Here is a 20,844-nt window from a genome sequence, read left to right on the forward strand (position 1 = left end):
CTCAATCGCTGCGCTTGCCAGACAGGCAAAAAAATCAGTTGAGGGAGAGAGAACCCAATGACTACCAACACCGCCAGCATCCCGCAGGGCGTCGTCGAGCACATCGACCCGACCGTAATCATCGTCGAGGCGAACGTACGAAGCGAGGCGAAGCTGCCCGCCGACTTCCTCGCGAGCATCAAGCAGCACGGTGTTCTGTCGCCGATTCTTGCCCGCCGCAACGAGCAGGGCAACGTCATCGTGCGTGCCGGTCAGCGCCGTACCCTCGCCGCCCGTGAGGTGGGGCTGGCCAGCATTCCGGCGTACATTGTCGAGGCCGACGAGAAGACCGTGGATCGGATCGTGCAGCAGATGGCCGAGAACGAGCACCGCGAGGCCGTCACCGACGCCGATCGGGTGGCCGCGTACCAGCAACTCGCGTTCGAGGGGCTGACCCCGACCGTGATCGCCAAGCGGCTCAACACCAAGCCCGCGACGGTGAAAGCCGGAATCGCTGTGGCCGAGAACGCCGCCGCCGCATCCGCCATCGTGTCGCACTCGCTCACGCTCGACCAAGCGGCGACGCTGATCGAGTTCGAGGGCGATGACGACACCGTGGCCGAGTTGATCGAGGTGGCGACCACCGAACCCGGCCAGTTCGCCCACACCGCCCAGCGGGCGCGTGACGACAAGGCCCGTAATGCTGAGAAGGCCGCAATCGAGGCCGAGCACGCCGAGCGCGGCTACGTGATCCTCGACCGGGAACGGGGCTACTACGAGAACGACTACACGCTGGTGCGCGACCTGGTGACCGCCGACGGCACACGCCCCACCCAGGAGCAGATCGACGCCGCCGAGGGACGCGCCGCGTACGTTGCCACCTACTTCGGCGGCCAGGTCCGCCCGGTCTACTACCTGGCCGACCCCAAGGCGGCAGGGTTTCGGAAGGACAGCGGGAGCGGCGCGAACAGCGGCCCGATGACCGACGAGCAGAAGGCCGAACGCAAGACCCTGATCGCCAACAACAAGGCATGGGCCAGCGCCGAAACCGTGCGCCGGGAGTGGCTGGCCACGTTCCTGTCACGCAAAACCCTGCCGAAGGATGCCGCGCAGTTCATCGCCCAGGGCCTCACCGTGCACGGACTGAATGTCGGCGGCGCCGCTCGCGACGGTAACGCCCTCGCTCACGAGCTGATGGGCTTGGAACGCGGCGGATACTACGACCGCGACAAGCTGTCCGGCCTCGTGGAGGCCACCCGAGCAAGGCGCAGCACGTCGCCCTCGCCGTGGTCCTCGGTGGCATGGAGGCCAGCATGTCCAAAATGAGCTGGCGGAACCCGAACACCACGGATGCGCTCTACCTCAACCAGATCGCCGCGTGGGGGTACAGCCTCAGCGAGGTCGAGCAGATCATCACCGAGCACGAGAAGAACCGGGCCGCCGCCCGCGCCGAACAGGCCGTGAAGGGTGAAGTCCACCCGGACGAGGTCGCCCCGGACGACACCGGCGACGACTTCGAGGGGTAGCAGACTCCCGGCGTGGCAGTCCCCCACTGCTGCCACGCCGGGCCACTCCCCCGGCCCCGGCACGAAGGCCGGACCCTCCACCCGATATCGGAACACTTTCACTCTGATATCGGTACGAAAGCAGATCACTGGGAGCCGCAGAAGGAACGCCGGCGCCGCCGGCGCACTGCCCTGACCGGAATGGAGCCGCCGCCGGCGGCGCTGCCTAGTCGTCATTTTTCCGTCTGTCTGGCCACTTGACGATAGTTCGCTCCCGGCCCTTCGTGCCCATCGATTCGGACGCGCCCTGGCGGGCTTATTTCGCCCGAATTGGCGGGCACTGCGGGCCGTCCGCTCTCAATCGCTGCGCTTGCCAGACAGGCAAAAAATCGGTTGAGGGAGAGAGAACCCATGAGCACCACCCTTGAAAACATCGTGCGCGGCCAGATGGTCGCCTATCTCGTCGGGCGGGTCATCACCTGCCCCGTGACCGGAGCCGTGCTCGACGCGCGCACCGCCGTCGCGTTCACGGATGCCGACGGAGATCCGGCCTACGTAGTGTCCCCCGAGGCGTGGGCGGCAATCAAGAGCAACCCCACGGCCCGGGCTTACTTCGAGGGCACCCGCGGATTCACCCTCCCCGAGAACTAGGAGACGCCGTGCTGATCCTCACCACGCCAGGCGGCGACACCATCACCGCCGCGACCGACGTCGAGCTGGCTTCCAAGTGGCTCGACAAGCAGCACGGCGAGGGCTGGGAGAACGGCGTCATTCCGTTCGATGAGCACGACGCCATGAACTCCGCCATCGAGGAACTCGCGCTGATGGCCGACGGGATCTTCCCCGGCTACACCGTCACCGAACCCACCACTTTCGACCACTAGGAGAGACATTATGACCACCACCGACACCCACCGGGGCATCCTGATCGGAGCCGACCAGCTGCAGCAGGTCACCGTGCCCGCCGACCAGACGTGGAAGGCGATCCAGCAAGCGATTGGCGCACGTAACTTCGACGTGGTGCGCTGCCGCGACGGCATCGACCTGTACGTGGACGATGAGGGCGCGATCAACGGGGCGCCGTTCAACCTGCCGCTGACGATCATCGCCCACGCGCTCGGCCACCCAGCCGCCCTGTTCGGCTCCGCCCTCGCGCTGACCGCCGACGACGACGGCGATACCCAGGGGCTCAGCGACGAGCAGGCCCAAGCCGTCACCGACGCCATCGGGCAGAAGCCCTCCCCCGAGGTCGTCGACGCCGTGGTGGCCACGCTGAGCGTGCACCCGGCGTTCCTGCCGATCATCGCCATACTCCGGTCGATCTGACCCGCCCAGGTGCGGGGCCGCCACGGAGGCCGGCCCCGCACCCTCCACCCGCACACCACCAGCCCCGAGAGGGCCCCATGACCACCGAACCGCCCACCATCCCGCTTCCCCCGAAAGTCGCGGCCGCCGTTGATCTGATCCAAGCCCAGTGCATACGTGAGGAGTGGATGCTTCCCAGCGACCTCCCCGACCAGGCCACCACCTACCGGTATGTCACTGATTCCTGCTACCTCCCCGAGCGCGGCACCGGCTACGGCAAGCCCGGCGCCGGTGAGTTCGAGGACTACGGCGACGAGTACGCACATGCCTACCTCATCGTGCTCGCGTGGGAGCGGGTGGAGTGGGATCTGAGTGCAGACCCTGCGCACGAGCACGCGGGCGAGCTGACGCATGACGAGGCTTGGGAGGTTGAAGGCCAGGTGCAGAAGCGCACCAGGTTCCGGTTTTGCCCGTCGACTGGCATGTCCCACCGTCTCGGCGGGACCGTGCTCGCGCCCATCTGCCTCGACTGCGAGGTGATCGGCTAACTCCAACCGCTCCCCCACGCCGTCGCCACCGGTCACCCGCGCACTCTCTCCTCGCGGCAGGCCGGTGGCGATCTGGCGTACACCACCCACGACCAGGGCAGCCGGCGCGGGACGGATTCCGCACCAGCAATCGGACGACCGGCAAGCCGGTCGACAGTCAGGCACCGCGGGTGCCCGTTCTTTTGCCGTGAAGCCTTCGGCAGCATACGTTCGGCCACCCGTCGCGCAATCGGCAGCGCCGACGGCTCCCCCGAGATTTTCGGCACGCGGTCGCAAGCTCCCTTATTTCGCGCCGAAATTCTCTCCTCCCCCGCCCTAAAGGGTTGCGAGCCGGGCGTCCTCTCTAGCGGCGGTAAACCGCCTTCACGGCAAGAAAACGTGGAGGGGAGAGAGAGAAGAGACGATGACTAAAAGCATCATCACCAAGGACGTAGCCAAGATGATCCGCGCCCAGCTCAAATCGGCCTTCCCGGGCGTCAAGTTCTCCGTGCGCTGCGGCACCGGCACCGGATCAGCGTGGATCGGCGTCCACTACGACGACGGCCCCACCTACGACCAGGTGGCCGCAATCGCGCGCGCATTCGAGGGACGCACTTTCAACGGCATGACCGACGGCTACGACGAAAACGAAAGCGGACTCATCGCCAGCGAAGGCGACAACTTGCCTCAGGAAGTGCAGTATCAGTGCGACGGCGTGAACATTCACCGCTCTTTCACCCCCACCGCCCACCTCGAGGCCGAGCGCATCATCGCGACAGATAGCAACGTGCGGGATCTCATGATCTGCGACGACGCCGGAAAGCTCGTCCAGGGCAACCTCAATGGTCCCACCGACGACCTGGCCGTTATCGGCGGCCGCGTGCAGCGCCACCCCTACCTGGACGCGCACATGGCCGTGCACCTCGCCCTTTCGGAGCGCGACCTGACCCCCGTCCGCTGTAAGTAACCCACCGAGGAGAGGTGGCCATGACCCAGAGCATTCAGAGCCTGCAGCACCGCGTCAGCAAGTTTGACGACGACCCCATGAGCCAGAACCAACAGATCGGGTATCGCGCCGAAGCCCACACCGCCTCCGCGGAGAGCGTCGAGTACGTGCTTTTCGTTGACACCCTCGTCAGAGACAGCGACGAGTAGCCCAGCAGGCCCCGGGGTCGGCCATTGCCGGCCACTCCCCCGCTGGGCTGGCGGCCTCCCGCGGGTCGGCCACCAGCGAGGGGCGCCCCCCCTCGCGCTCCCCCGACAGAACTCACCCGCACATATCAGAGTGATATTAGTTCGCTACTGCTTTGAAACTAGTAGCATTTTGCTATCGTATAAATAGTAGAAGCATATTAATATGGTTTCGCTATTGCTCCAATATTGCACTGAAAGTAAAGTGAAAGCATGATCCTACTTATCGGCAGCCAGAAGGGCGGCGCGGGCAAGTCGACGATCGCCGTCAACCTCTGCGCAGAGTTCGCCCGCCAAGGGCTCGACGTGTGCTTGGTCGACGCAGACAACCAGCGGTCGTCTGCGCGCTGGCACGCCGATCGCGAAGAGGCCGGCGTCACCCCAACCATCGCGTGCGTGGAAAAGCTCGGCAACCTCCGCGAAACCCTCCTCGACCTCGACAGCCGATACGGCATCGTCGTCGTCGACGTAGCCGGCAAGGACAGCAAAGAGATGCGGACCGGGATGACCGCCGCCCAGAAGATGGTCGTGACCGTCCGGCCCTCCCAGTTCGACCTCGACACCCTTCCGCACATGAGCGAACTCGTCGAGCAGGCCCAAGAGTTCAACCCGGAGCTAGACGTTCGAGTGCTACTCACGCAGGCGCCGACGAACCCCAACGGATCCGAGCGCACAGACGCGGGGGAGTACCTGACGGACTACCCGGGGCTGAAGTCCCTGCAGACCGTTGTCTACGAGCGCAAGGCGTATCGCGACGTCATCGGAGAGGGCAAGGGCGTGGTGGAGTGGAACAACCCCAAGGCCAGTGCAGAAATCAAGGAACTAGCAGCGGAGCTAATGGCGTAATGGCAATCAAGAGACGAACCGACCCCGCCACCGAGGCCGCTATCGAGGCATTCGGCGCAGGCGCCGAAGCCCTCACCTCTCCGGCCGTCGCGCCCCGAGCTCCGGCGGCGAGGCCCTCTCGAGCTGCGGCCGCTCGACCTGCCGCGAAGAAGCCCTCTGGGCGAGCCGAGGACGTGGCTAAAACATTCCTGATTCGGTACCCAGACGAGAGTCTGCCGCTCCTGCTGGCCGAAATGGCGCAGATTGAAGATCGCAGCCAGCACGCCGTAGCCCTGCGGGCGCTGCGCCGCGGACTGGAAGCGATGAAGGCCGACGCGGAAAGCTAGGCCACGGGGCCAGCTTCAGAAGGGATATCAGTTTCAAAGCGATATCACTCTGAAAGCAGAACGAAGGCACGGGGTGCGCGATGCGATCGATAGCGGGGGAGTGCGGCCGGCACGGAGGCCGGACGCGGATGGAGCCGCTGCGCGGCCCTGTAGAGCTTGACCGATTCTCACCTGTCGGGCCGTTCGCCGTAGCTCGCTCCGCGCCTCCCGTCCCGGGCTTTCGCGGCATATCCTCACTCGCTCGGCTCCCTCCGGTATTCCACGACCCAGCACTCAGGCTCTCCCACTCACAAACGATTCCTTCTGCCAGACAGGCTCAAAAAAATGTTGGTGGGAAGGGGAGAATCAATGGCTAGGACGATCGTCACGGTCTACACGACGCCCGGATGCGTTCAGTGCACCCCGACAAAGAAAATGCTCGAGTCGAAGGGCATCGAGTACACGGAGCACGACGTGACCACGAACCCGGCAGCGCTGGAATACATCACCGAAGAACTCGGTTACAGCGCAACTCCCGTGGTCGTCGTCGACGATCACAACCACTGGTCCGGCTTCCGCCCCGACCTCATCAGCAACCTGTCCTAACCGCACGACAACCGAAGAAGAAGAGCCCATGTCCACACGCGCCATCACCGGGAACCTGGCCGCCGGCGTCGAGGTAGTCAAGGCGGGAAGCATCAACATCACGAAGCTGCGCGTGATCGAGCACACGGGGGAGTACCGGGGAGGCAAGTACGTCGAACACCCGGACGCCGCCACGCATTTCGTCGAGGCCAAGTTCGAGCTGGGGGAGAACACTGCAGCCACCCTGCACCGCGGAGGCACCGTGATCGTCGTGGGCCGCGAGCACACGAGCAGCTGGGGGCCGGAAGGGAACAAGAGCTACGGGCGCGTGCTCGAGGCCGATCACATCGGCGTCGACCCCGGCCGCCAGGTCGCCCAGGTTTGCCGCGTCAGCCGGGAGGACGACGGCCAGTAGCAACGCATAACCGCCCCAGAACATGCACCGCCCCCGGCCAATTCTCTCGCCCGGCCCGGCCCGGGACGGTGCTCTGCGCGCATAGTGGGGCCATGAATATCCCCGAGCGCATCCGCCCCTGGTGGTACGACGGCGCCGGGGTGCGCGTCATCCGCTACAGCTCCCGGCAATGGGCTAGCGGATACCCGCTCGGAAGTGCCTTCTACGGGCTCCAGCTACATCGTCGTGGGATTCGTTTAATAGAACATACGTTCTAATGTTGGGGGATGGGTCAGAACCGCCGCTATCCCGGTCACGCGATCGACCGCGAGATTGAAGATGCCGTGACCCGGCCACAACCGGTGTCACTCACCGCCGCCGAGGTCGACGCCGAACGCCACCCGATCGTCACCCCGGCGAAGCCCGTGCCCGTCGAGGCGTGGGTGCGATTCCACGAAGCGACCGTGCGGCCGCGCTGCGAAGCGATCGCGTGGAACGATCACGCGGTGCAGGTTCGGTGGACAATGCGGAACGGTCAGACCGTCAGCGCGTGGGTATGGCGCTCGGCCGTCGGAACGCCGCCTGACTAGACCCGTACCCTCGCAGTTCGACGTCTAAACACCCGGATGGAAATTTCACTACGGCGTAAAAGGGGCCGGAAGCTGCAACCTCCGGCCCCTTAGAAGTGCGACCTACGAGGCGATGATCTTCCCGCCACGAATGAGGATCCGCTTGCCCTCGCTTATGGCCTGGGCAAGGGTCGAGAGTTCAGGCTCAGTGACACGAGCGCCGTCGTTGGCTGACGCCCATCGTTGAGCCAAGATCGGCTTGATCTCCGGGACCGACAGCCCTCTACACTCCCGACTTATCCCGTCGAGGACAGGCTGGAACTGCTTTTCGATTGCAGCGTTGGCTTGCTTAGCCAGCTCGCGTTCCCATCCTGGGTTGAACTTGAAGGTGACGTTGGACGCCATAAGGTCGCCCCTTTCTGATCGGAGTTGGGGCACCGCCCTCTCGGACGGTGCCCGGGGTGCTACTTGGTGCGGCGCACCGTCGTCGTGATGGTCACGCGAACGGGTACACGCACGGGCTTGGTGCGAACGATGCGCACCACGCGCTTTGCGGGCAGGGGCTCTCTCCTTCCTCAGGATCGCGCCTGAGGGAGCACTGCCGTTAGCAGCTCAAACTCCGGTAGTCTGGTTCTTTCAACGGAACTGACTAGCTCAGGACTTACCTAGAGGGCCGACACACTGTTTGCGCAGCGTGCCGGCCCCACTTTTTTGGGGCTAGCTCTTGCGGTTAAGCACCCCGCAGAGATCACGTCGACCAGAGAAGATTCTCTGGTCGTTCCGCTAACCCTTGCCGAGGGTGGAGCCGGCCTTAGACTTCGCCGGCTTCGTTGAACCCTTGGACGCGAGGGTCTTTCCGGCCTTCGAGAGCGAGGCTTTCGAAGGCTTTGACGACTTCGCCATGTGCTGTGTTCCTTCCACTTTCCGGGTGAAGGACAGATCCACAAGCACCAACGCTGGGTTGGCGGAGGAGCTATTTAGCTCCTAGAGTCGTACAAGTCTGCCAAGACACAAGTACGGCCCCGATCTGTCTAAAGAGCTCCGCTCGAATTCGATCGGGGCCTTTTTTTGTTCAGTCTCTTGTCGGCATTGCTGCGTTCAAGTGACTACGCCAAGCATACCCGCCGCGCCTGACATCGCGCGCTGTGCGCCTCACAGAGCGAAGAATTTACGTGGATACCCAAGTTATCCACGGAACCGTCGGAAAGTCGCTCAAAACGGCAGCTGGGGGCACACAGGGGCATATCTGGGGCGGCGTGTCGTATTTTTCAGTCTGTTTCTTGAGTTTCACACAGAATCCACACGCATGTGGATAACCCGCCCGGTCCAGGCGGCGGTGTTCTGGGCGCTTTTCGTGATCAGTTCGAGACCAACAGTTGACAACAATGAAATGTTGTTGGGGATGTCCTTCAACATGAGGTTGAAGTTGCGTTTCCTGCCGCTCGAGGCGCAACTCGCGAAACCGATGACTGCGATTGTCAAGTGTTGCTCATGTATCCGTTCATCTCAGCCCCTCCGTTATTGCCGCCACGAGCGTTCTCTCATGAGCTATATAGCTCTCGCACTGAGGTATCTAGGACGGCAATCCACGGCCTCTCTGCGCAGTCTTCGGATAGCAGTGACCCAGGAAAGGAACGTATGATGCGTATGCGCACTGCAATAGCGGTGTGAAGTGAACTCGGTAGCCTTCCGGACGGTGGGTGAGCCGAGTTTCGCGCATTAAGCGCTACATCGTCGTGACGTCGATCAACATCGGCGCGATCCGGCGTTTCCAGTCACCCCCCTTCGCATAACTCCACGCGATTGCGTCAGGGATCCACAGCAGCGGCTCCGAATAGGGCGCACACAAGTCGTATTGCACCGCTGCCCGAAGCCCGTGAACACCCAACTCCCGGTAGAGGATGCGGCGATCCGAACGCTCGATCGACTCATCACGCTCAAGGACGAGCTTCGAATGCGAGTGCTTCTTCGCCTGCCCGACGAGTCCGATCAAGCACTCTTCGCGTCCATCTGACTCGCGCTTGGCACTCGACTCGATGATGTGAGCTCGAACCTCCAGCTCCGTGAGCGTGGAGAGGATGGCCTTTCGACGCGAGTCGCTCTCGCTACTGAAGTGAAGACGTCGCTGGCCCGGCAGCACAAGCCCACGCATGGCCCTCTTCATCGCAGTCGACTCCGACGGCGCCACCACGGCGGCCACGAGCGTGTACCCGGAGCTCTTGCTCTCATCGACATACAAGGCGCTCATTTGGCGCCCCCCTCTGTCATGGCCACCTTGGGCTTCCGAGCGTTCTTCTGAGCGGCCTTGATGGCGTCGACCGCGTAGGGTCCGGTGAGCGTGTAGCGGAACTCTTCCATCCACCCCGTTGGGGAGCGGGCCGAGACCACATATCCCACGGTCTTCGTCAGGAAGCCCTTGTTCTCGAGGCCGCGGAAGCCGCGCCTGGCCGTGGGTTCGGAGACTCCGTACCACTTCGGGGCCCTGTTCATGGGCAAGGCGAATCCCTCGACCTGGTCGAGTGAGATAAGGAGCATGAGCTTCTCGGCCGTTGTGAGGTGAGCATCATGCTCTTCAGTCCAGTAGCTGTACGGGAGGTGAAGCCAGTGCCCCTCGGCCGCGCTCTTCGGCCGGACGTACTTCGAACCATCCCCGGACTCATGCAGCAATTCATAGTCCATCTGGTTACCGCGGCGGTGCCGCTCGATCAGCTGCAGTCGTTCCAGCTTCGACACAAGCTTCGACCACCGCGACTTCGCCGCATCGAACGAAGCCGCCTCGTCGAGACGGGCAAGCTGCACCCAGGTCGCAGCGGGATAGGAAGCCAAGTACGGCGCACTGCTGCTCGCCATGGCGTGGATGAGAAGATATGCATCGAGCGCGGAGCCGTCACGAGCGAGCCGCGCAAGGACTGAGCCTCGCTCTTCTCCAGCTGACTTAGGCCTCTGAATGAACGCGCGGCGGACCGGGACAGTTACTCGCTTCGTGCCGGCAAGCATGGGACTAAGCAGCTCCATGCGCGGCGGACGGCCAACGGGTTCGACGAGTTCGCCCCCCTGGCCGGATCGAGTAGTGTCTGTCATGGATCACAGGTTACCCGAGTTCTGAGTCTGGGTTGCAGAGTTGAGATTCTGCGGATTGCCGCTCTGGATACCCCTGCTCGATGACTATTCGATGCCGTTCGAGGTCGCATGAGAGTTCAATGCGAGGACGAATTAGCGAATTGCCCTGGGGAACCGAGACAGCCGCGGGTTGCCGGACCCGCGGCACCGCGAATTCGACCAGCGGATTGCCCTTTTGACGAATTCAGCACGTCCTGGGCCTCTTCTGGGTGGTCGGTGCTCCTAAGTGCAGCCGAACTTACTACCTCCCAGCTCGACGACCACAGTGGGTGCGGACCTATGAATACGTGCCGATCGGCCGCTAACGAAGTTGGCGCACCGCGGCCACCGCGGCATCCGGGGTCGCGAACTCCCCAAGCGCGAACACGCGGGCCGTCTCGCTGGCATCGTCAGCGTGGCTAAGCCATTAGCCGGCGCCCTCGCGCTCGATCCGCCACGGCGTCTCGACCAGCACGCCGTCGACTTCCTCAACCACCCAGTAGTGGTCATCCTCGATCCCGCGAGCGGTGAACATCACGGGAACCCGATCAGGCATCATCCGGCAGATCGTTGGGCGCGTCCTGGTTCTCCTCAGAAGCGGCCTGGATAGCTCGTTCTTGATCGGCGGGGGCAACCGTAAGGTCCTGAGCCCAAAACCCGTCGTAGCTGGCGACCAGACCAAAGCGCAGGATCGCATATGCCTGCTGCAGAGGACGGTTGTAGCGGAAAAGCCCTTCTGAGGTTTTTCGGACTAGTGATCGGCGCTCCTCGGTCTGCAGCTTCTTGAGGTACGTAGTGAGGTTCCCTGCCGGGTATTGATCGTGCGTTTTCCGAATCTCCGCGATCAATTGGGCGTGTGTTGCGCCCTTCTCTGGAAGAGCAGCGAGGGCCTGCAGGATGATGGCGTAGTTGTTATACCGGCGGGTTTGCGCGACCTCGAGCGCGACGTCAAAATCTTCTTTCATGTTGCCGCCGCGGGTTCTCACGTAGGCGCTCTTTGCAGTTTCAAGTGCTACAGGTGTAATCACTACCCGGGACTCTGCAGTCCTTCGAACACCCATTGCTAGGCAGCACTCGCGAGCTAAAGAGTGGGTGATGCTCGCGACGCCAACAGAGTGTCTGATGATCGAATCGCGGACTTGATCGAAGTCGACGTTAAGTAGCTCCTTCGACTTTTCCAGCAAAGCCCCGAGCTGGTCGTCGTCCAGCGGTGGCACGGGAATGTCGGCCAGTCGGCCTCCCATGTTTGATGGAGCGCGCAAGATTTCGCTGGCGTTATCCGCGACGCCCGTCACCACTATTCGCAGTCTGGGGTGTGAGGGCGACTCGTCACTAAAGACTTTCATCGTGTCGCTCATCGCCGTGCGCACGGCCGGAGCGACTTTGTGAAAGTCCTCGATGACCCAGGCGAACCCCCTGGACCCGAGATAGAGCGCCAGTGCGTGTGATGTGAGTTGGGCAGGGACAATCGGCTCCCACTCCGTTGTAGTGCCTAACTCCCAGCTGGCATCGGCGTGGATGGATGCGGGTATCGTGCCGCCGCCGATCTCTGACCCTGCACTGAGAGTGCGTGTGTCTTGGTTACTCGAGCTGACTTTTCGCACTGCACGTAGCTGATCGAACGCAGAAGCTAAGAGTTGGTCATACGTGGTTGTGGCTTCGCATCGCGTCGTGACCGAAGGCTGCTTTGCCTGCCGCAGGACGTTGACCACGAGCGAGCTCTTACCAGCACCAGATTCACCCCAGACGAGAATTTGCGAGCCGCGCTCATCGAGCACGTTCCTGAGGTCGCTCTCCTGGGACGGGCGGTTGACAAAGCCTTTGTCGGCAGGTTGGCCGGGTGTGAAAACCTCGTCCAACTCATAGATGTGTCTTAGCTCGCTCGTCGTTTCGACCTGCTTGCGTCTAAAGAACTTCAGTAGATCCATGTTGTGTATCCCCCGGAGCGCCAGCCTAGTGACCGGCGCGCATAGAAGGACACATGTCGAACCCAAGATCTGTTTATCCGAAAACGATCGTTTGCGAACAGGTCGACGTCGACCGGCGGCACCGTTGATTCTCCGCGGGTCGTGATCTGTTCAAAACCCCTTACCAAAATCAAATCTACCGAAACATACTCATGGAGGTTTTTGGGCAGATCCGGTAGACTGATAGCAACCAGATTGGAGCCGTCATGAGCATCGCGCATGCACGTACAGCACCCGCCGTCGAGCAGGTCGATGTCGAGCGGCGGATGAGCTTCGCTGATGCCGCTCTCGGAGCAGCCGGCCACGAGGTCACCGACCCCGCCGTGCGGGCTATCAGTCGGCGCCTGGCCGCTGGTGAGGTCTCGGGGGACGAGGCTGCAGCGCTCGTGAAGGCGCAGCTGCTCGGCACCCGCTAACCGTGGCGAACGGCTTTAGTACCTGGGATGACTATTTCATCCCAGGTACTTCCGTCTTAAAGAACATCGAGGGCATCACCGATGGCGAGCAGCTGCGCCGCTACGAGGAGGCCCAGGGGCACGTACGCCTCGTCGAGCTGGCCGACGCACCTCTGCCAGCGACGTTCGACTATGCCCACATGAAGGCCATCCACCGGCACATCTTCCAGGACGTGTACGCGTGGGCGGGGGAGGAGCGCGTGGGTCCCGTCGGCTTCATGACGAAGGACGGGCACTCGTACTACCCGGCTGGCCCCGCGCTCGCCGAGGCGGCGGACGCCGAGTACGGCAAGCTTGCGAGCAAAGACTTCCTCCGCAGCCTCGACAAGGGTGAGTTCGTCGACGAGCTTGCAGAGCGATGGGGCGAACTGAACGTCATCCACAGCTTCCGTGAAGGCAACACTCGGACGCAGTTCGTGTTCTTCTCCCAGCTCGCAGAGAACGCCGGCTACCGGATCGACACGGACGCCTTCAAAATCGGCTCACCGCTCCGCGACGAGTTCGTGGCGGCCCGATTTCACAGCCAGGACACTGGCAGCAACACCCGGCTGGCCGCGGTGCTATCGAAGGCCATTGAGTCGATCGACAGAGGGCCGGATGCGCCGGCACCGCTGGGCCCTGAGCTGCAGCGCATCGTCACCCTGAACAAACGCAACTTCCCGTCGAGCGCCACCGAGATCCGGGCGCCCGAACCCGGTAGCTCCACGCCGGGGCGCGGGCACGTCCCGCCTCGGGGGCTCAGCAGCGATCGCGGATACGGAAGGTAGGGCTTGGTGGCCATCGTCGGATACACCCGCGTTTCGACGCAGGATCAGAATCTCCACTCACAGATCGACGCCTTGAAAGCGGCCGGCGCCGATCCGATTTTCTCAGACAAGCTCACGGGTAAGAATGCGGCCCGCCCGGGGCTCATCGACGCGAAGAAGTTCCTCCGCACCGGCGACACTCTGCTGGTGTACTCGACCGATCGGCTGGGCCGGTCAATGACCGACGTCGTGACGATCGTGACCGAGCTGGGGGAGCGGGGAGTGGAGTTCAAGTCACTCACGGAACCCTTCGACACCACCACCCCGGGAGGTGAGCTGTTCTTCCATATCTGCGCTGCGTTCGCACAGATGAACGGGCGCATCATCTCCGACCGCACTCGCGCCGGTCTTGCTGCGGCGAAGGCTCGTGGCCGTGGCGGCGGACGACCCACGGTGATGACCGCGGAGCGAATCAAGATCGCCCGCCGGATGCGGGCCGAGAAGGCGACGTGGCCGACGATCGCCACCGCCCTCGGTGTCGGCGTTTCCAGTGTCCGCCGCGCGCTCGACCGGCCCGAAGAAGTCCTCGAAAGCCAGGGCTCATGAGTGAGGTTGACCGGCGCGGCACGGCTCCTGTTGTGCTGCCCTGGTGGCAGTGCCCTGAGCGCGGATGCACGTTCGTCGCCCACGGCCTCACTCGTGGAGCCGCGGCGATGGCGCTGTACGGGCATGGACAGGAGAAGCACGGCGCGGCGGTGCCGATGTGTGGCCAGTCGGCCCCTGTCGGTGACGGGTGGTGTGTGCTTCCCAAAGACCACCCGCCCGGTCACGAGAGCCTTCTCGACCCCACTATCTGGCCATGATCGACGCAACGGGCGCTCCGGAAGATGCTCGGGTGTTCTACCGAGACATCAAGCCGTATGAGGCGCCGGGGCGGCTCGACGAGCTGCATGGTCCGCGCGACGGCCGCGTGCAGCTCCCGATCAACGTCTATTGGGGCCCGGCCTACGCGTTCGACCTCGCCAACGAGTCCGACGTTGTGGAGCCCTACCAGGCCACTCTCCGCGAGGGCCGCCCCAGTGACCAGGTTGAGCTCCTGAACCGCGACCTGTTGGTGGCTGTATGGCCGGAGCTGTTGTTGCCTGTGCGTGTCCGCGCGCTCTGGGAGGGCCGCTTCCCCGACCTGGCCGCGGAATGAGCGATGTGCGGGGAGTTGTCGCGAGCTAACTCCCGGTGGGCCAGGTGGCTGGCGTCACGACGTCTCATTGGCGTCTGCCGACCTCAACTGCATCACGTCGGCTGTGTTGTAGCGCACCACCCCGTAGCCGACCGCATGGCACTTCGGACCAGCGCCCCGCGCGCGCAGCACCTCGAGCTCAGCCACCGGTAGGCCGAGTACTTGGCCAGCCTGTGCCGGCGTCAGCAACGGCATCATCTGCTCTGCTCGAGCACGCAGCGCGCTCACGTGTTGCTCACCCTCAGCAGTTGCCCAGCGGACCGTCGTGCGGCCGCGGCCGTGATCCGCTCGGGGTCGAATCCTGACCAGTGCTGTGCCCCGTCGACGACGACCGGCGCCGACAGATACCCGAGCTGCTTCACCAGGTCGACGGCGCGCTCGTCGCTCGCCAGATCGACCACGGCGAACCCCACGCCGGCATCGGAAAGTGCCCTCTCCGTCATCGTGCACTGCACGCATCCGGGCAGCTTATAGAGCGTGACCTGCTCATCCATCTGAACCATCCCTCTCTCAACCTCATTGCCTTTTGGCACCCGTCGAACTACTCGCCGGAGGCGTGGAAGGAAGGGACCGTGGAATACCGGAGCGCAGCGAGGATATGCCGCGAAAGCCCTTCCTGGAGCGCAGCCGGCGCGTAGCCTCGCCCGGTGCAAAAGGCAACGGAGTTGCCCGACCAAAGGCGAGCCGAAGGCTCATCCTCAGCGGCACCCTTGGGTGCAGGCCGAGCGACGCTTTCGCATCCCTCCAGGCGGAGCCCAGACGGAGCAAGCTATAAAGTTACCCAGGGTAACTTCGTCGTTCCTCTCGACGCCGTGGCGTTCTCGTGGGCATACTGGAGGTATGGTCCCCGGAAATCGGGGTCGCTGCGCTGGGCCAGGAAGGACGGTGGAACGATGGCTGAACCGGACAAGGGACGCCTGTTCGGCCGCTCCCGGCGCAAGAACGTCTCCGGTGCTCGGCAGAAGTTCTACAGCGTGTATGTGACCCCTGATGAGCAGGTGCAGTTGGAGGCGCGGGCCGCCGTTCGCGAGGTCACCGTGCCGCGGCTTCTGTTCGAATCTGCGATGGTGGCGGACGTCGAGACGGACACCGATCGCAAGGCCGCGATCGTGGAAATGTTCGAGGTGCGCCGGCTGCTCGCGAGCGTCGCGAACAACGCGAATCAGCTCGCCCGGTTCGCGAACACGGAGGGCTCGTTCCCCGCCGAGGCGGAGTCGATCATCATCGAGTACCGCGCCATCGTCCCTCGCCTGTCGGCCGCGATCGAGAAGCTGGCCGAATCATGATGCCCAACATCAGCCGCGGCGATCGGATGGGTGGACTGATGGTCTACCTGGCCGGTGCCGGCCGATCGAACGAGCACGAAGAGCAGCACCTCGTGGCGGGTGATTCTGCGATCGTCACGATGCACGGATACGGAGTACTTGACCGTGACACGGCTCTGGCGATCGCGAAGGATCTGGACGAACCGCGCGTGCGGCTCGGCGTCGACGTCACCCGCCAGGAGCGGATCGCAGACCCGGAGAGGGGCGAGGTCACAAGCACCACCGTGCCGGCCGACGTGTGGCACTGCTCGCTCTCGCTCCGTGCCGAGGAAGGGCAGCTCTCGGATGAGAAGTGGGGGGCGATCGCGCAGCAGTTCGTCGACCGCATGGGCTTCACCACCGAGGGCGGCAGCAAGGCAACGTGCCGGTGGGTCGCCGTCCGTCACGGCCTCTCGACCAACGGCAACGATCACATCCATGTCGCCGTCTCGCTCGTCCGTGAGGACGGCACGAAGGCGAACACCCACAACGACTACCAGCGGGCACAGAACATCTGCCGCGACCTCGAACGCGAACACGGCCTCGAGCAGCTGGAGTCGCGAGAGCGCGGCATCGGAGAGCGCGGCGTAAAGCCGGCCGAGCGTGAGAGGGCAACCCGCGCCGGCGCCGAGGTCGGAGTGCACCGCCTCGAGCGCACCGTGCGCGCCGCGGCCACCGCATCACTCGACGAAGCAGAGTTCGTGCGGCGCCTGCGCCGCGGGGGAGTGCTCGTCCGCCCACGGTTCGCAGCAGGCCGCGACGACGTGGTGGCCGGCTACTCCGTGGCGCTGCGGCCAGAGCCCGACACGCAGGTCGTGTGGTACGGCGGCGGCCGTCTCGCTCGCGACCTCACCCTCCCACGCATGCGCGAAGGATGGCCGGACAGCGTGCACGCCGCACAGGGCGCCGTCAACGAGTGGAAGGCCACCGCGAAGAACCCGTGGCAGTACCGGCCCGTCTCGCCCGGCCGCGAAGAGTCCGCGCCCGACCCGCAGCTGTGGAAGCAGTATACGGCCGAGATGAAGCAGCTCCGCGCGCAGATGCGGGAGGTACCGATCGACGACCGGGCCAGCTGGGCGCACCTCGCGCGCGACACGGCCGGCGCGTTCGCCGCGTGGTCGCAGCGCGTCGAGGCGACACCCGGGCCCCTCGCTCAGACAGCCCGCGATCTGTCCAGGACAGCGCAGATCCGCGCCCACGAATCCAAGCCCCGCCCGGCCGGCCACGTCTCCGTCGCCGGCGCCACGATGATGCTTCTCCAGGCCGCTGACCAGGGCAAGGGCTCGATGGCCGAAGCGCTCATGCTGCGCCAGCTCGCCGCGACCGTGCGCGCTGTCATGGAGATGCACGAGGCAGTCGGAGACGCCCAGCGTGCCGCGCAGCTGGACCGCACCCTGCGCGAGCAGTACACCACCGTCCGCGATCGCCTCCCCGCGATCCCCAAGACCGGAGCAGCAGCCCAGGGCACGGCAATGCCGGGACCCGCCAACGGCCTCGACCCGGAGCTCGCACGCGTCGTCGAGGTCGCCCAGCGCGGCCAGGTCATCCCCGGCACCGGGAGCCCGCTGCCGAACCCGATCGAGCAGCAGCGACCCAGAACCACCGCCACGCCCATCGAGCGCGACGGCCACGAGAGATAACCAAGGAGGCAACGACGATGGCTGAGGACAACGACGGCATGGGCGAAGCGCTCGACGGTCAACTCCGCACGGCACTCGCCGTGGCGATGCAGCTCGCACAGCGGTTCGCTCGGCTCCGCGAAGAGCTCGCCCGGGCGGCGCAGGCGCGCACGGAGCAGCAGACCCGCGAGCTGCAAGCCCGCTTCGACGCCGAACGCTCTGCGGCCGCGGCGAGCCTCGTCCCCGTGCACCAGGCCGAGTGGTGGAACTACGCCGGTGTCGATGACATCGCGGCCGCGTACGAAACCGCCGAGGCATGGCGACCCGTCGACGCTGACATTGCTCGCACCGCAGACCACATGCGTGACGAGCTCCGTGAACGCTACGGCGTCGACGTCAACGAGCTCGGCGCCGACCCTGCCCGCGTCCGCGACCTGCTCGAGCGCACAGAGCGCGCTCGCGCAGACGCGGCCGCGCAGCGGGGCGAGAGTGGAAAGGACGCCGCCGAGGGTGCCGTGCTGCTCACCACGGCCGAGCAGCTCGAGCGCGACGCCGAGCAGCGCGACCAGGAGCAGCGCGAGGCGCAGGTCGACGAGCCCACGTCGGGACTCACCCGCGAAGAGATCCTGGCTGAAGCGGCGGCCAACCGCGACGGCTCCGCATTCGCCTACGACAGCGCGGAACGCCGTCAGCAGACCGCCGCCGAGCTGGACAAATCCGGAATCGACCCTGAGCTCGTGCGGATGCGGACGGTCACCGACCGTGACAACGCCGTGCCGGCCACCGCCGCGGTGGCCACCAAGCCCGGCAAGCAGACCAGGGCCCGGACAGGCACCTGGACTCCCAGCATGCATCGCGAACGCGGCGGCCTCAGCCGGTAGGCGGGTCGCGGCGATCCTCGCCGAAGAGTGTGGGTATGAAAAAGATCGATGCGAAGGTGCCAGACGACCGATCTTCTCGAAGGCGAAAGAGCTAGCTGTTTGGGGTGATCGATCCCGCTCCCGTGAAGGCGTCGTAGGCCCTCCGGACCACTCGTCGAAGCTGCTCGGCGGTCTTGTGTAAGACGAAGAGCATCTTCGGTTGCCTTCCCACCAGGAACCCTGATCCGTTCGGTGCCAGACGAAACCCGTGCGAGTGCATGCCCTTGCGGAGGGTGGCACCCGCGATGACGGAAAGGGCGTTCGGGCGGCCTGAGGCGTTAAGGCTCGCCGCATGGAGTTCCGGTAACCGGGCGCCATTCGAGCCGTCGTTTGGCAGGTCATATCAATTTGCCAACGGCTTGTTGGCGTATTGAGTCAAGTTCACTTGCACGGCCGAAGCGGCTACGAACTATGACCAGGCACGAGCGGAGATCTCCGCGAATACGCGTTCGATGAGGCGAAATGTGCTTGCCGGAATGAGGCGATCCAAGGGGTTGAAGGCCGCCGTAGCTCGCGCATGCGCGCAAGGGGATTGTGTAAGGTCAATCTCTTCGCGATGCGCGGAGTCACGAGGCGGACGTATGAAGCGATATGAGGTTGTCGTGTTTAGGATCGGCGTTGGTGGATGCTTGAGGTTCCAGAGCTTGGGGTGATTGGTCAGTCTCCGACCCGGTCGGCGGTTCCGCGAGAGGCCATGGATCTGGTCAGTGTCGTGCTGGACGCCCCGGATGGGCATGTTGTGCCTCCGCGGTTGCGGTGGGCGGCGCCTCGTCATTTCGATTGATCGCGGCGTTTGAGGTCGATGTAGTCGCTCATTGGTGTGCCGGCGCGTGCGGCGTGCAGTGCGAGTGTCTGCGGGCTGTAGTCGAGGAGGTCTGCGAGCGATCGGGCGTCGAGTTGGTGGGCGAGGTCCCGGAGGGCCGTGTTCCTGGCGCGCTGCGCGTCGATTCCGAGCACTCGGAGTCGGATGGAGAGGGTGTTGGGGCTGATCGGATGCCCGGCCCGGTAGCCGGGGAAGAGCCAGTCCGTGCCGGTGTTCACGGTTTGCTGGTTCCCGCGATCGGTGAGGTAGGCCCAGAACACTTCTGTGATCGACTCTGGGATGTCGGATGCGTTCTCGCCGAGTTGTATGCGCATGCCGGTGGGCCGGGTCTGGATTGCGGCGACGGTGAGTCGGGTGATCTTGTTCAAGGGCTGGGCCCAGAGCAGCTGGATCAGACCCGCGATTCGGGTGGACAGTGTGACCTGGTCGAAGGCGAGGCAGTTCGCGACGAGTTCGATCCACTGTTCCTGAGTGATCAGAGGGTTGGAGAGTGCTTTCCGGTAAGGGGCGGTGACCCGGCGGTGGCTGCCTTGGTTGCGGCTGTTCCAGTGCAGGAAGGTCCGGATGTGATTTCGGGTCGAGGTTCCTGTGGAGAGGTATTCGTCGACGTGTCCCTGGCGGAGCTCGGCGACGGTGAGTCCGTGGGTGACATCGAGCCAGATAAGGAATTTCTCGGTCTCGGTAATTTCCTGTCGGGCCGTCAGCGTGGCGGTGACCATGGCCTGGGCGGGGTCGGGGGAGTGGAGGCGCTTCAGGTGGTGCCAGCGCGCGAACTGCTCGACGGGCTGGTGGACATGAGGCCGAGGTGCCAGCTCGCTGAGGCGAACTTGGAGCCAGCGTTCGAAGCCGGCGAGGTGCTTATCGGGTAGTGCCGGGAGCATGTGGTGATGGATCAGGATGTCCCGGATGTGTTCTAGCGCGGGGGAGGAGCGGGAATCGAAGCTGGCGTGATCGAGGGTGACGGTGCGGTTGCCGAGCTGGGCGAGGGCAAGAGCAGTGCCGCGGCCGCGCATCCAGGTGTGAATGCTCTCGGGCCGGGCGGACGCGGCGAGGGTCTCGACAAGCCGGCGGAGCCGCAGGTCGGGTGGGTCGTTTGGCCGGAGTATGGCGCTGAGCTCGTCGTGGAGGATGCAGCGAATGCAGTTGCCGTGCCGGAATCGTTCGGCTTCGGTGCCGCACCGATCGCAGGTCATATTGGTGGTGATACCGGCGCAGTCCCGACAGATCGCCCCACCGGCGCCCGTGCGGCCGGGCAGGAGGCGGTGGTCTCCGCAGGATGCGCAGACACCTCGGGTGCGGACGCCTGCGGTGAAGCAGGCCCCGCAGATGGCACCGTCTGGCCAGTGCACGCGGATCTTCGCCACCATCGAGTTGCAGCGATCGCAATGCAGATTTCCTGAGGACCGTGGCCGGCCCCTCCGCCGTGGTTCAGCCATCGTCTCGATGGCAGGACGTGAGGCCTCGTCTC

At 64.5% G+C, this 20,844-nt stretch carries 29 protein-coding genes; 20 read left to right on the forward strand and 9 right to left on the reverse strand.

The annotated features are described in order from the left end of the window. Nucleotides 1-57: 57 nt before the first annotated feature. The 13 genes from ACN4JJ_RS20410 (at nucleotide 58) to ACN4JJ_RS20470 (ending at nucleotide 7,227) form a co-directional block, all read left to right on the forward strand. Nucleotides 58-1,305, forward strand: a complete 1,248-nt coding sequence (locus ACN4JJ_RS20410; RefSeq protein WP_440711724.1) for a ParB/RepB/Spo0J family partition protein — start codon at nucleotides 58-60, stop codon at nucleotides 1,303-1,305. Beyond that, complete coding sequence (locus ACN4JJ_RS20415; RefSeq protein ID WP_440711725.1) at nucleotides 1,293-1,505, forward strand: hypothetical protein; 213 nt, start codon at nucleotides 1,293-1,295, stop codon at nucleotides 1,503-1,505. Before ACN4JJ_RS20410 ends, ACN4JJ_RS20415 begins: the two co-directional genes overlap by 13 nt. A gap of 390 nt (nucleotides 1,506-1,895) precedes the next feature. Continuing rightward, entirely contained in the window at nucleotides 1,896-2,135 is a 240-nt protein-coding gene (locus ACN4JJ_RS20420; RefSeq protein ID WP_440711726.1) for a hypothetical protein, read from the forward strand. An 8-nt stretch (nucleotides 2,136-2,143) separates the two neighbouring features. Next, nucleotides 2,144-2,368, forward strand: a complete 225-nt coding sequence (locus ACN4JJ_RS20425; RefSeq protein ID WP_440711727.1) for a hypothetical protein — start codon at nucleotides 2,144-2,146, stop codon at nucleotides 2,366-2,368. Nucleotides 2,369-2,378: 10 nt separating this feature from the next. Beyond that, on the forward strand, nucleotides 2,379-2,810 hold the full coding sequence (locus ACN4JJ_RS20430) for a DUF3846 domain-containing protein (RefSeq protein ID WP_440711728.1): 432 nt from the start codon (nucleotides 2,379-2,381) through the stop codon (nucleotides 2,808-2,810). Nucleotides 2,811-2,887: 77 nt separating this feature from the next. Next, nucleotides 2,888-3,337, forward strand: a complete 450-nt coding sequence (locus ACN4JJ_RS20435) for a hypothetical protein (protein ID WP_440711729.1) — start codon at nucleotides 2,888-2,890, stop codon at nucleotides 3,335-3,337. 403 nt (nucleotides 3,338-3,740) lie between these two features. After that, nucleotides 3,741-4,283, forward strand: a complete 543-nt coding sequence (locus ACN4JJ_RS20440; protein ID WP_440711730.1) for an LPD29 domain-containing protein — start codon at nucleotides 3,741-3,743, stop codon at nucleotides 4,281-4,283. 20 nt (nucleotides 4,284-4,303) lie between these two features. After that, the gene (locus ACN4JJ_RS20445; protein ID WP_440711731.1) at nucleotides 4,304-4,471 is read left to right on the forward strand and encodes a hypothetical protein; all 168 of its coding nucleotides are present in this window, start codon (nucleotides 4,304-4,306) and stop codon (nucleotides 4,469-4,471) included. Between the two features lie 249 nt (nucleotides 4,472-4,720). Further along, complete coding sequence (locus ACN4JJ_RS20450) at nucleotides 4,721-5,353, forward strand: AAA family ATPase (protein WP_440711732.1); 633 nt, start codon at nucleotides 4,721-4,723, stop codon at nucleotides 5,351-5,353. Next, nucleotides 5,353-5,679, forward strand: a complete 327-nt coding sequence (locus ACN4JJ_RS20455) for a hypothetical protein (RefSeq protein ID WP_440711733.1) — start codon at nucleotides 5,353-5,355, stop codon at nucleotides 5,677-5,679. The genes ACN4JJ_RS20450 and ACN4JJ_RS20455 overlap by 1 nt, the downstream gene beginning before the upstream one ends. Nucleotides 5,680-6,027: 348 nt before the next feature. Next, complete coding sequence (locus tag ACN4JJ_RS20460) at nucleotides 6,028-6,264, forward strand: glutaredoxin family protein (protein WP_440711734.1); 237 nt, start codon at nucleotides 6,028-6,030, stop codon at nucleotides 6,262-6,264. 28 nt (nucleotides 6,265-6,292) lie between these two features. Next, nucleotides 6,293-6,658, forward strand: coding sequence for a single-stranded DNA-binding protein (locus tag ACN4JJ_RS20465; protein WP_440711735.1), 366 nt, complete (start codon nucleotides 6,293-6,295; stop codon nucleotides 6,656-6,658). 266 nt (nucleotides 6,659-6,924) lie between these two features. After that, a complete protein-coding gene (locus ACN4JJ_RS20470) occupies nucleotides 6,925-7,227 on the forward strand; it encodes a hypothetical protein (protein ID WP_440711736.1) in 303 nt (100 codons plus the stop codon). 102 nt (nucleotides 7,228-7,329) lie between these two features. Here the strand turns inward: ACN4JJ_RS20470 and ACN4JJ_RS20475 are convergent, their stop codons facing one another. The 6 genes from ACN4JJ_RS20475 to ACN4JJ_RS20500 all read right to left on the reverse strand — a co-directional run bounded on the left by ACN4JJ_RS20475 (nucleotide 7,330) and on the right by ACN4JJ_RS20500 (nucleotide 12,233). Further along, nucleotides 7,330-7,611: a hypothetical protein gene (locus ACN4JJ_RS20475; protein WP_440711737.1), complete on the reverse strand. Its 282-nt coding sequence runs from the start codon at nucleotides 7,609-7,611 to the stop codon at nucleotides 7,330-7,332. An 882-nt stretch (nucleotides 7,612-8,493) separates the two neighbouring features. Further along, on the reverse strand, nucleotides 8,494-8,688 hold the full coding sequence (locus tag ACN4JJ_RS20480; RefSeq protein ID WP_440711738.1) for a hypothetical protein: 195 nt from the start codon (nucleotides 8,686-8,688) through the stop codon (nucleotides 8,494-8,496). A gap of 244 nt (nucleotides 8,689-8,932) precedes the next feature. Beyond that, the gene (locus ACN4JJ_RS20485; RefSeq protein ID WP_440711739.1) at nucleotides 8,933-9,454 is read right to left on the reverse strand and encodes a hypothetical protein; all 522 of its coding nucleotides are present in this window, start codon (nucleotides 9,452-9,454) and stop codon (nucleotides 8,933-8,935) included. Further along, nucleotides 9,451-10,056 carry a hypothetical protein gene (locus ACN4JJ_RS20490; protein WP_440711740.1) on the reverse strand — a complete coding sequence of 202 codons (606 nt, stop codon included), beginning with the start codon at nucleotides 10,054-10,056 and terminating at the stop codon, nucleotides 9,451-9,453. The genes ACN4JJ_RS20485 and ACN4JJ_RS20490 overlap by 4 nt, the downstream gene beginning before the upstream one ends. A 676-nt stretch (nucleotides 10,057-10,732) precedes the next feature. Continuing rightward, nucleotides 10,733-10,861 (reverse strand): hypothetical protein, encoded by a 129-nt coding sequence (locus ACN4JJ_RS20495; protein ID WP_440711741.1) that lies wholly within the window; start codon nucleotides 10,859-10,861, stop codon nucleotides 10,733-10,735. Beyond that, nucleotides 10,854-12,233 (reverse strand): ATP-binding protein, encoded by a 1,380-nt coding sequence (locus tag ACN4JJ_RS20500; protein WP_440711742.1) that lies wholly within the window; start codon nucleotides 12,231-12,233, stop codon nucleotides 10,854-10,856. The genes ACN4JJ_RS20495 and ACN4JJ_RS20500 overlap by 8 nt, the downstream gene beginning before the upstream one ends. A gap of 245 nt (nucleotides 12,234-12,478) precedes the next feature. On the opposite strand from ACN4JJ_RS20500, the gene ACN4JJ_RS20505 reads away from it, so the two are divergent. From ACN4JJ_RS20505 to ACN4JJ_RS20520, 4 genes are all read left to right on the forward strand, one after another. Next, nucleotides 12,479-12,688 carry a hypothetical protein gene (locus ACN4JJ_RS20505; protein ID WP_440711743.1) on the forward strand — a complete coding sequence of 70 codons (210 nt, stop codon included), beginning with the start codon at nucleotides 12,479-12,481 and terminating at the stop codon, nucleotides 12,686-12,688. A 2-nt stretch (nucleotides 12,689-12,690) separates the two neighbouring features. Continuing rightward, the gene (locus ACN4JJ_RS20510) at nucleotides 12,691-13,494 is read left to right on the forward strand and encodes a Fic/DOC family protein (protein ID WP_440711744.1); all 804 of its coding nucleotides are present in this window, start codon (nucleotides 12,691-12,693) and stop codon (nucleotides 13,492-13,494) included. A gap of 6 nt (nucleotides 13,495-13,500) precedes the next feature. Beyond that, on the forward strand, nucleotides 13,501-14,079 hold the full coding sequence (locus tag ACN4JJ_RS20515) for a recombinase family protein (RefSeq protein ID WP_440711745.1): 579 nt from the start codon (nucleotides 13,501-13,503) through the stop codon (nucleotides 14,077-14,079). Between the two features lie 253 nt (nucleotides 14,080-14,332). Continuing rightward, on the forward strand, nucleotides 14,333-14,671 hold the full coding sequence (locus ACN4JJ_RS20520) for a transcriptional regulator (protein WP_440711746.1): 339 nt from the start codon (nucleotides 14,333-14,335) through the stop codon (nucleotides 14,669-14,671). Between the two features lie 54 nt (nucleotides 14,672-14,725). Here ACN4JJ_RS20520 and ACN4JJ_RS20525 read toward each other — a convergent pair whose 3' ends face one another. Beyond that, a complete protein-coding gene (locus tag ACN4JJ_RS20525) occupies nucleotides 14,726-14,938 on the reverse strand; it encodes a hypothetical protein (RefSeq protein WP_440711747.1) in 213 nt (70 codons plus the stop codon). Beyond that, nucleotides 14,935-15,204 carry a glutaredoxin family protein gene (locus ACN4JJ_RS20530; RefSeq protein ID WP_440711748.1) on the reverse strand — a complete coding sequence of 90 codons (270 nt, stop codon included), beginning with the start codon at nucleotides 15,202-15,204 and terminating at the stop codon, nucleotides 14,935-14,937. Before ACN4JJ_RS20530 ends, ACN4JJ_RS20525 begins: the two co-directional genes overlap by 4 nt. A gap of 399 nt (nucleotides 15,205-15,603) precedes the next feature. Between ACN4JJ_RS20530 and ACN4JJ_RS20535 the strand changes: the two genes are divergently transcribed. Genes ACN4JJ_RS20535 through ACN4JJ_RS20545 form a run of 3 tightly spaced genes read left to right on the forward strand, consistent with a single transcriptional unit; the run spans nucleotide 15,604 to nucleotide 18,514 of the window. After that, nucleotides 15,604-15,996, forward strand: a complete 393-nt coding sequence (locus ACN4JJ_RS20535; protein WP_440711749.1) for a plasmid mobilization protein — start codon at nucleotides 15,604-15,606, stop codon at nucleotides 15,994-15,996. Beyond that, nucleotides 15,993-17,654, forward strand: a complete 1,662-nt coding sequence (locus ACN4JJ_RS20540) for a relaxase/mobilization nuclease domain-containing protein (protein ID WP_440711750.1) — start codon at nucleotides 15,993-15,995, stop codon at nucleotides 17,652-17,654. The genes ACN4JJ_RS20535 and ACN4JJ_RS20540 overlap by 4 nt, the downstream gene beginning before the upstream one ends. Nucleotides 17,655-17,671: 17 nt before the next feature. Then, nucleotides 17,672-18,514, forward strand: a complete 843-nt coding sequence (locus ACN4JJ_RS20545; RefSeq protein WP_440711751.1) for a hypothetical protein — start codon at nucleotides 17,672-17,674, stop codon at nucleotides 18,512-18,514. 810 nt (nucleotides 18,515-19,324) lie between these two features. Here ACN4JJ_RS20545 and ACN4JJ_RS20550 read toward each other — a convergent pair. Beyond that, the gene (locus ACN4JJ_RS20550) at nucleotides 19,325-20,743 is read right to left on the reverse strand and encodes a site-specific integrase (RefSeq protein WP_440711752.1); all 1,419 of its coding nucleotides are present in this window, start codon (nucleotides 20,741-20,743) and stop codon (nucleotides 19,325-19,327) included. Between the last annotated feature and the right edge of the window lie 101 nt (nucleotides 20,744-20,844).

The organism is Herbiconiux dendrobii (genome assembly GCF_052048175.1).
Classification (GTDB): Bacteria; Actinomycetota; Actinomycetes; order Actinomycetales; family Microbacteriaceae; genus Herbiconiux.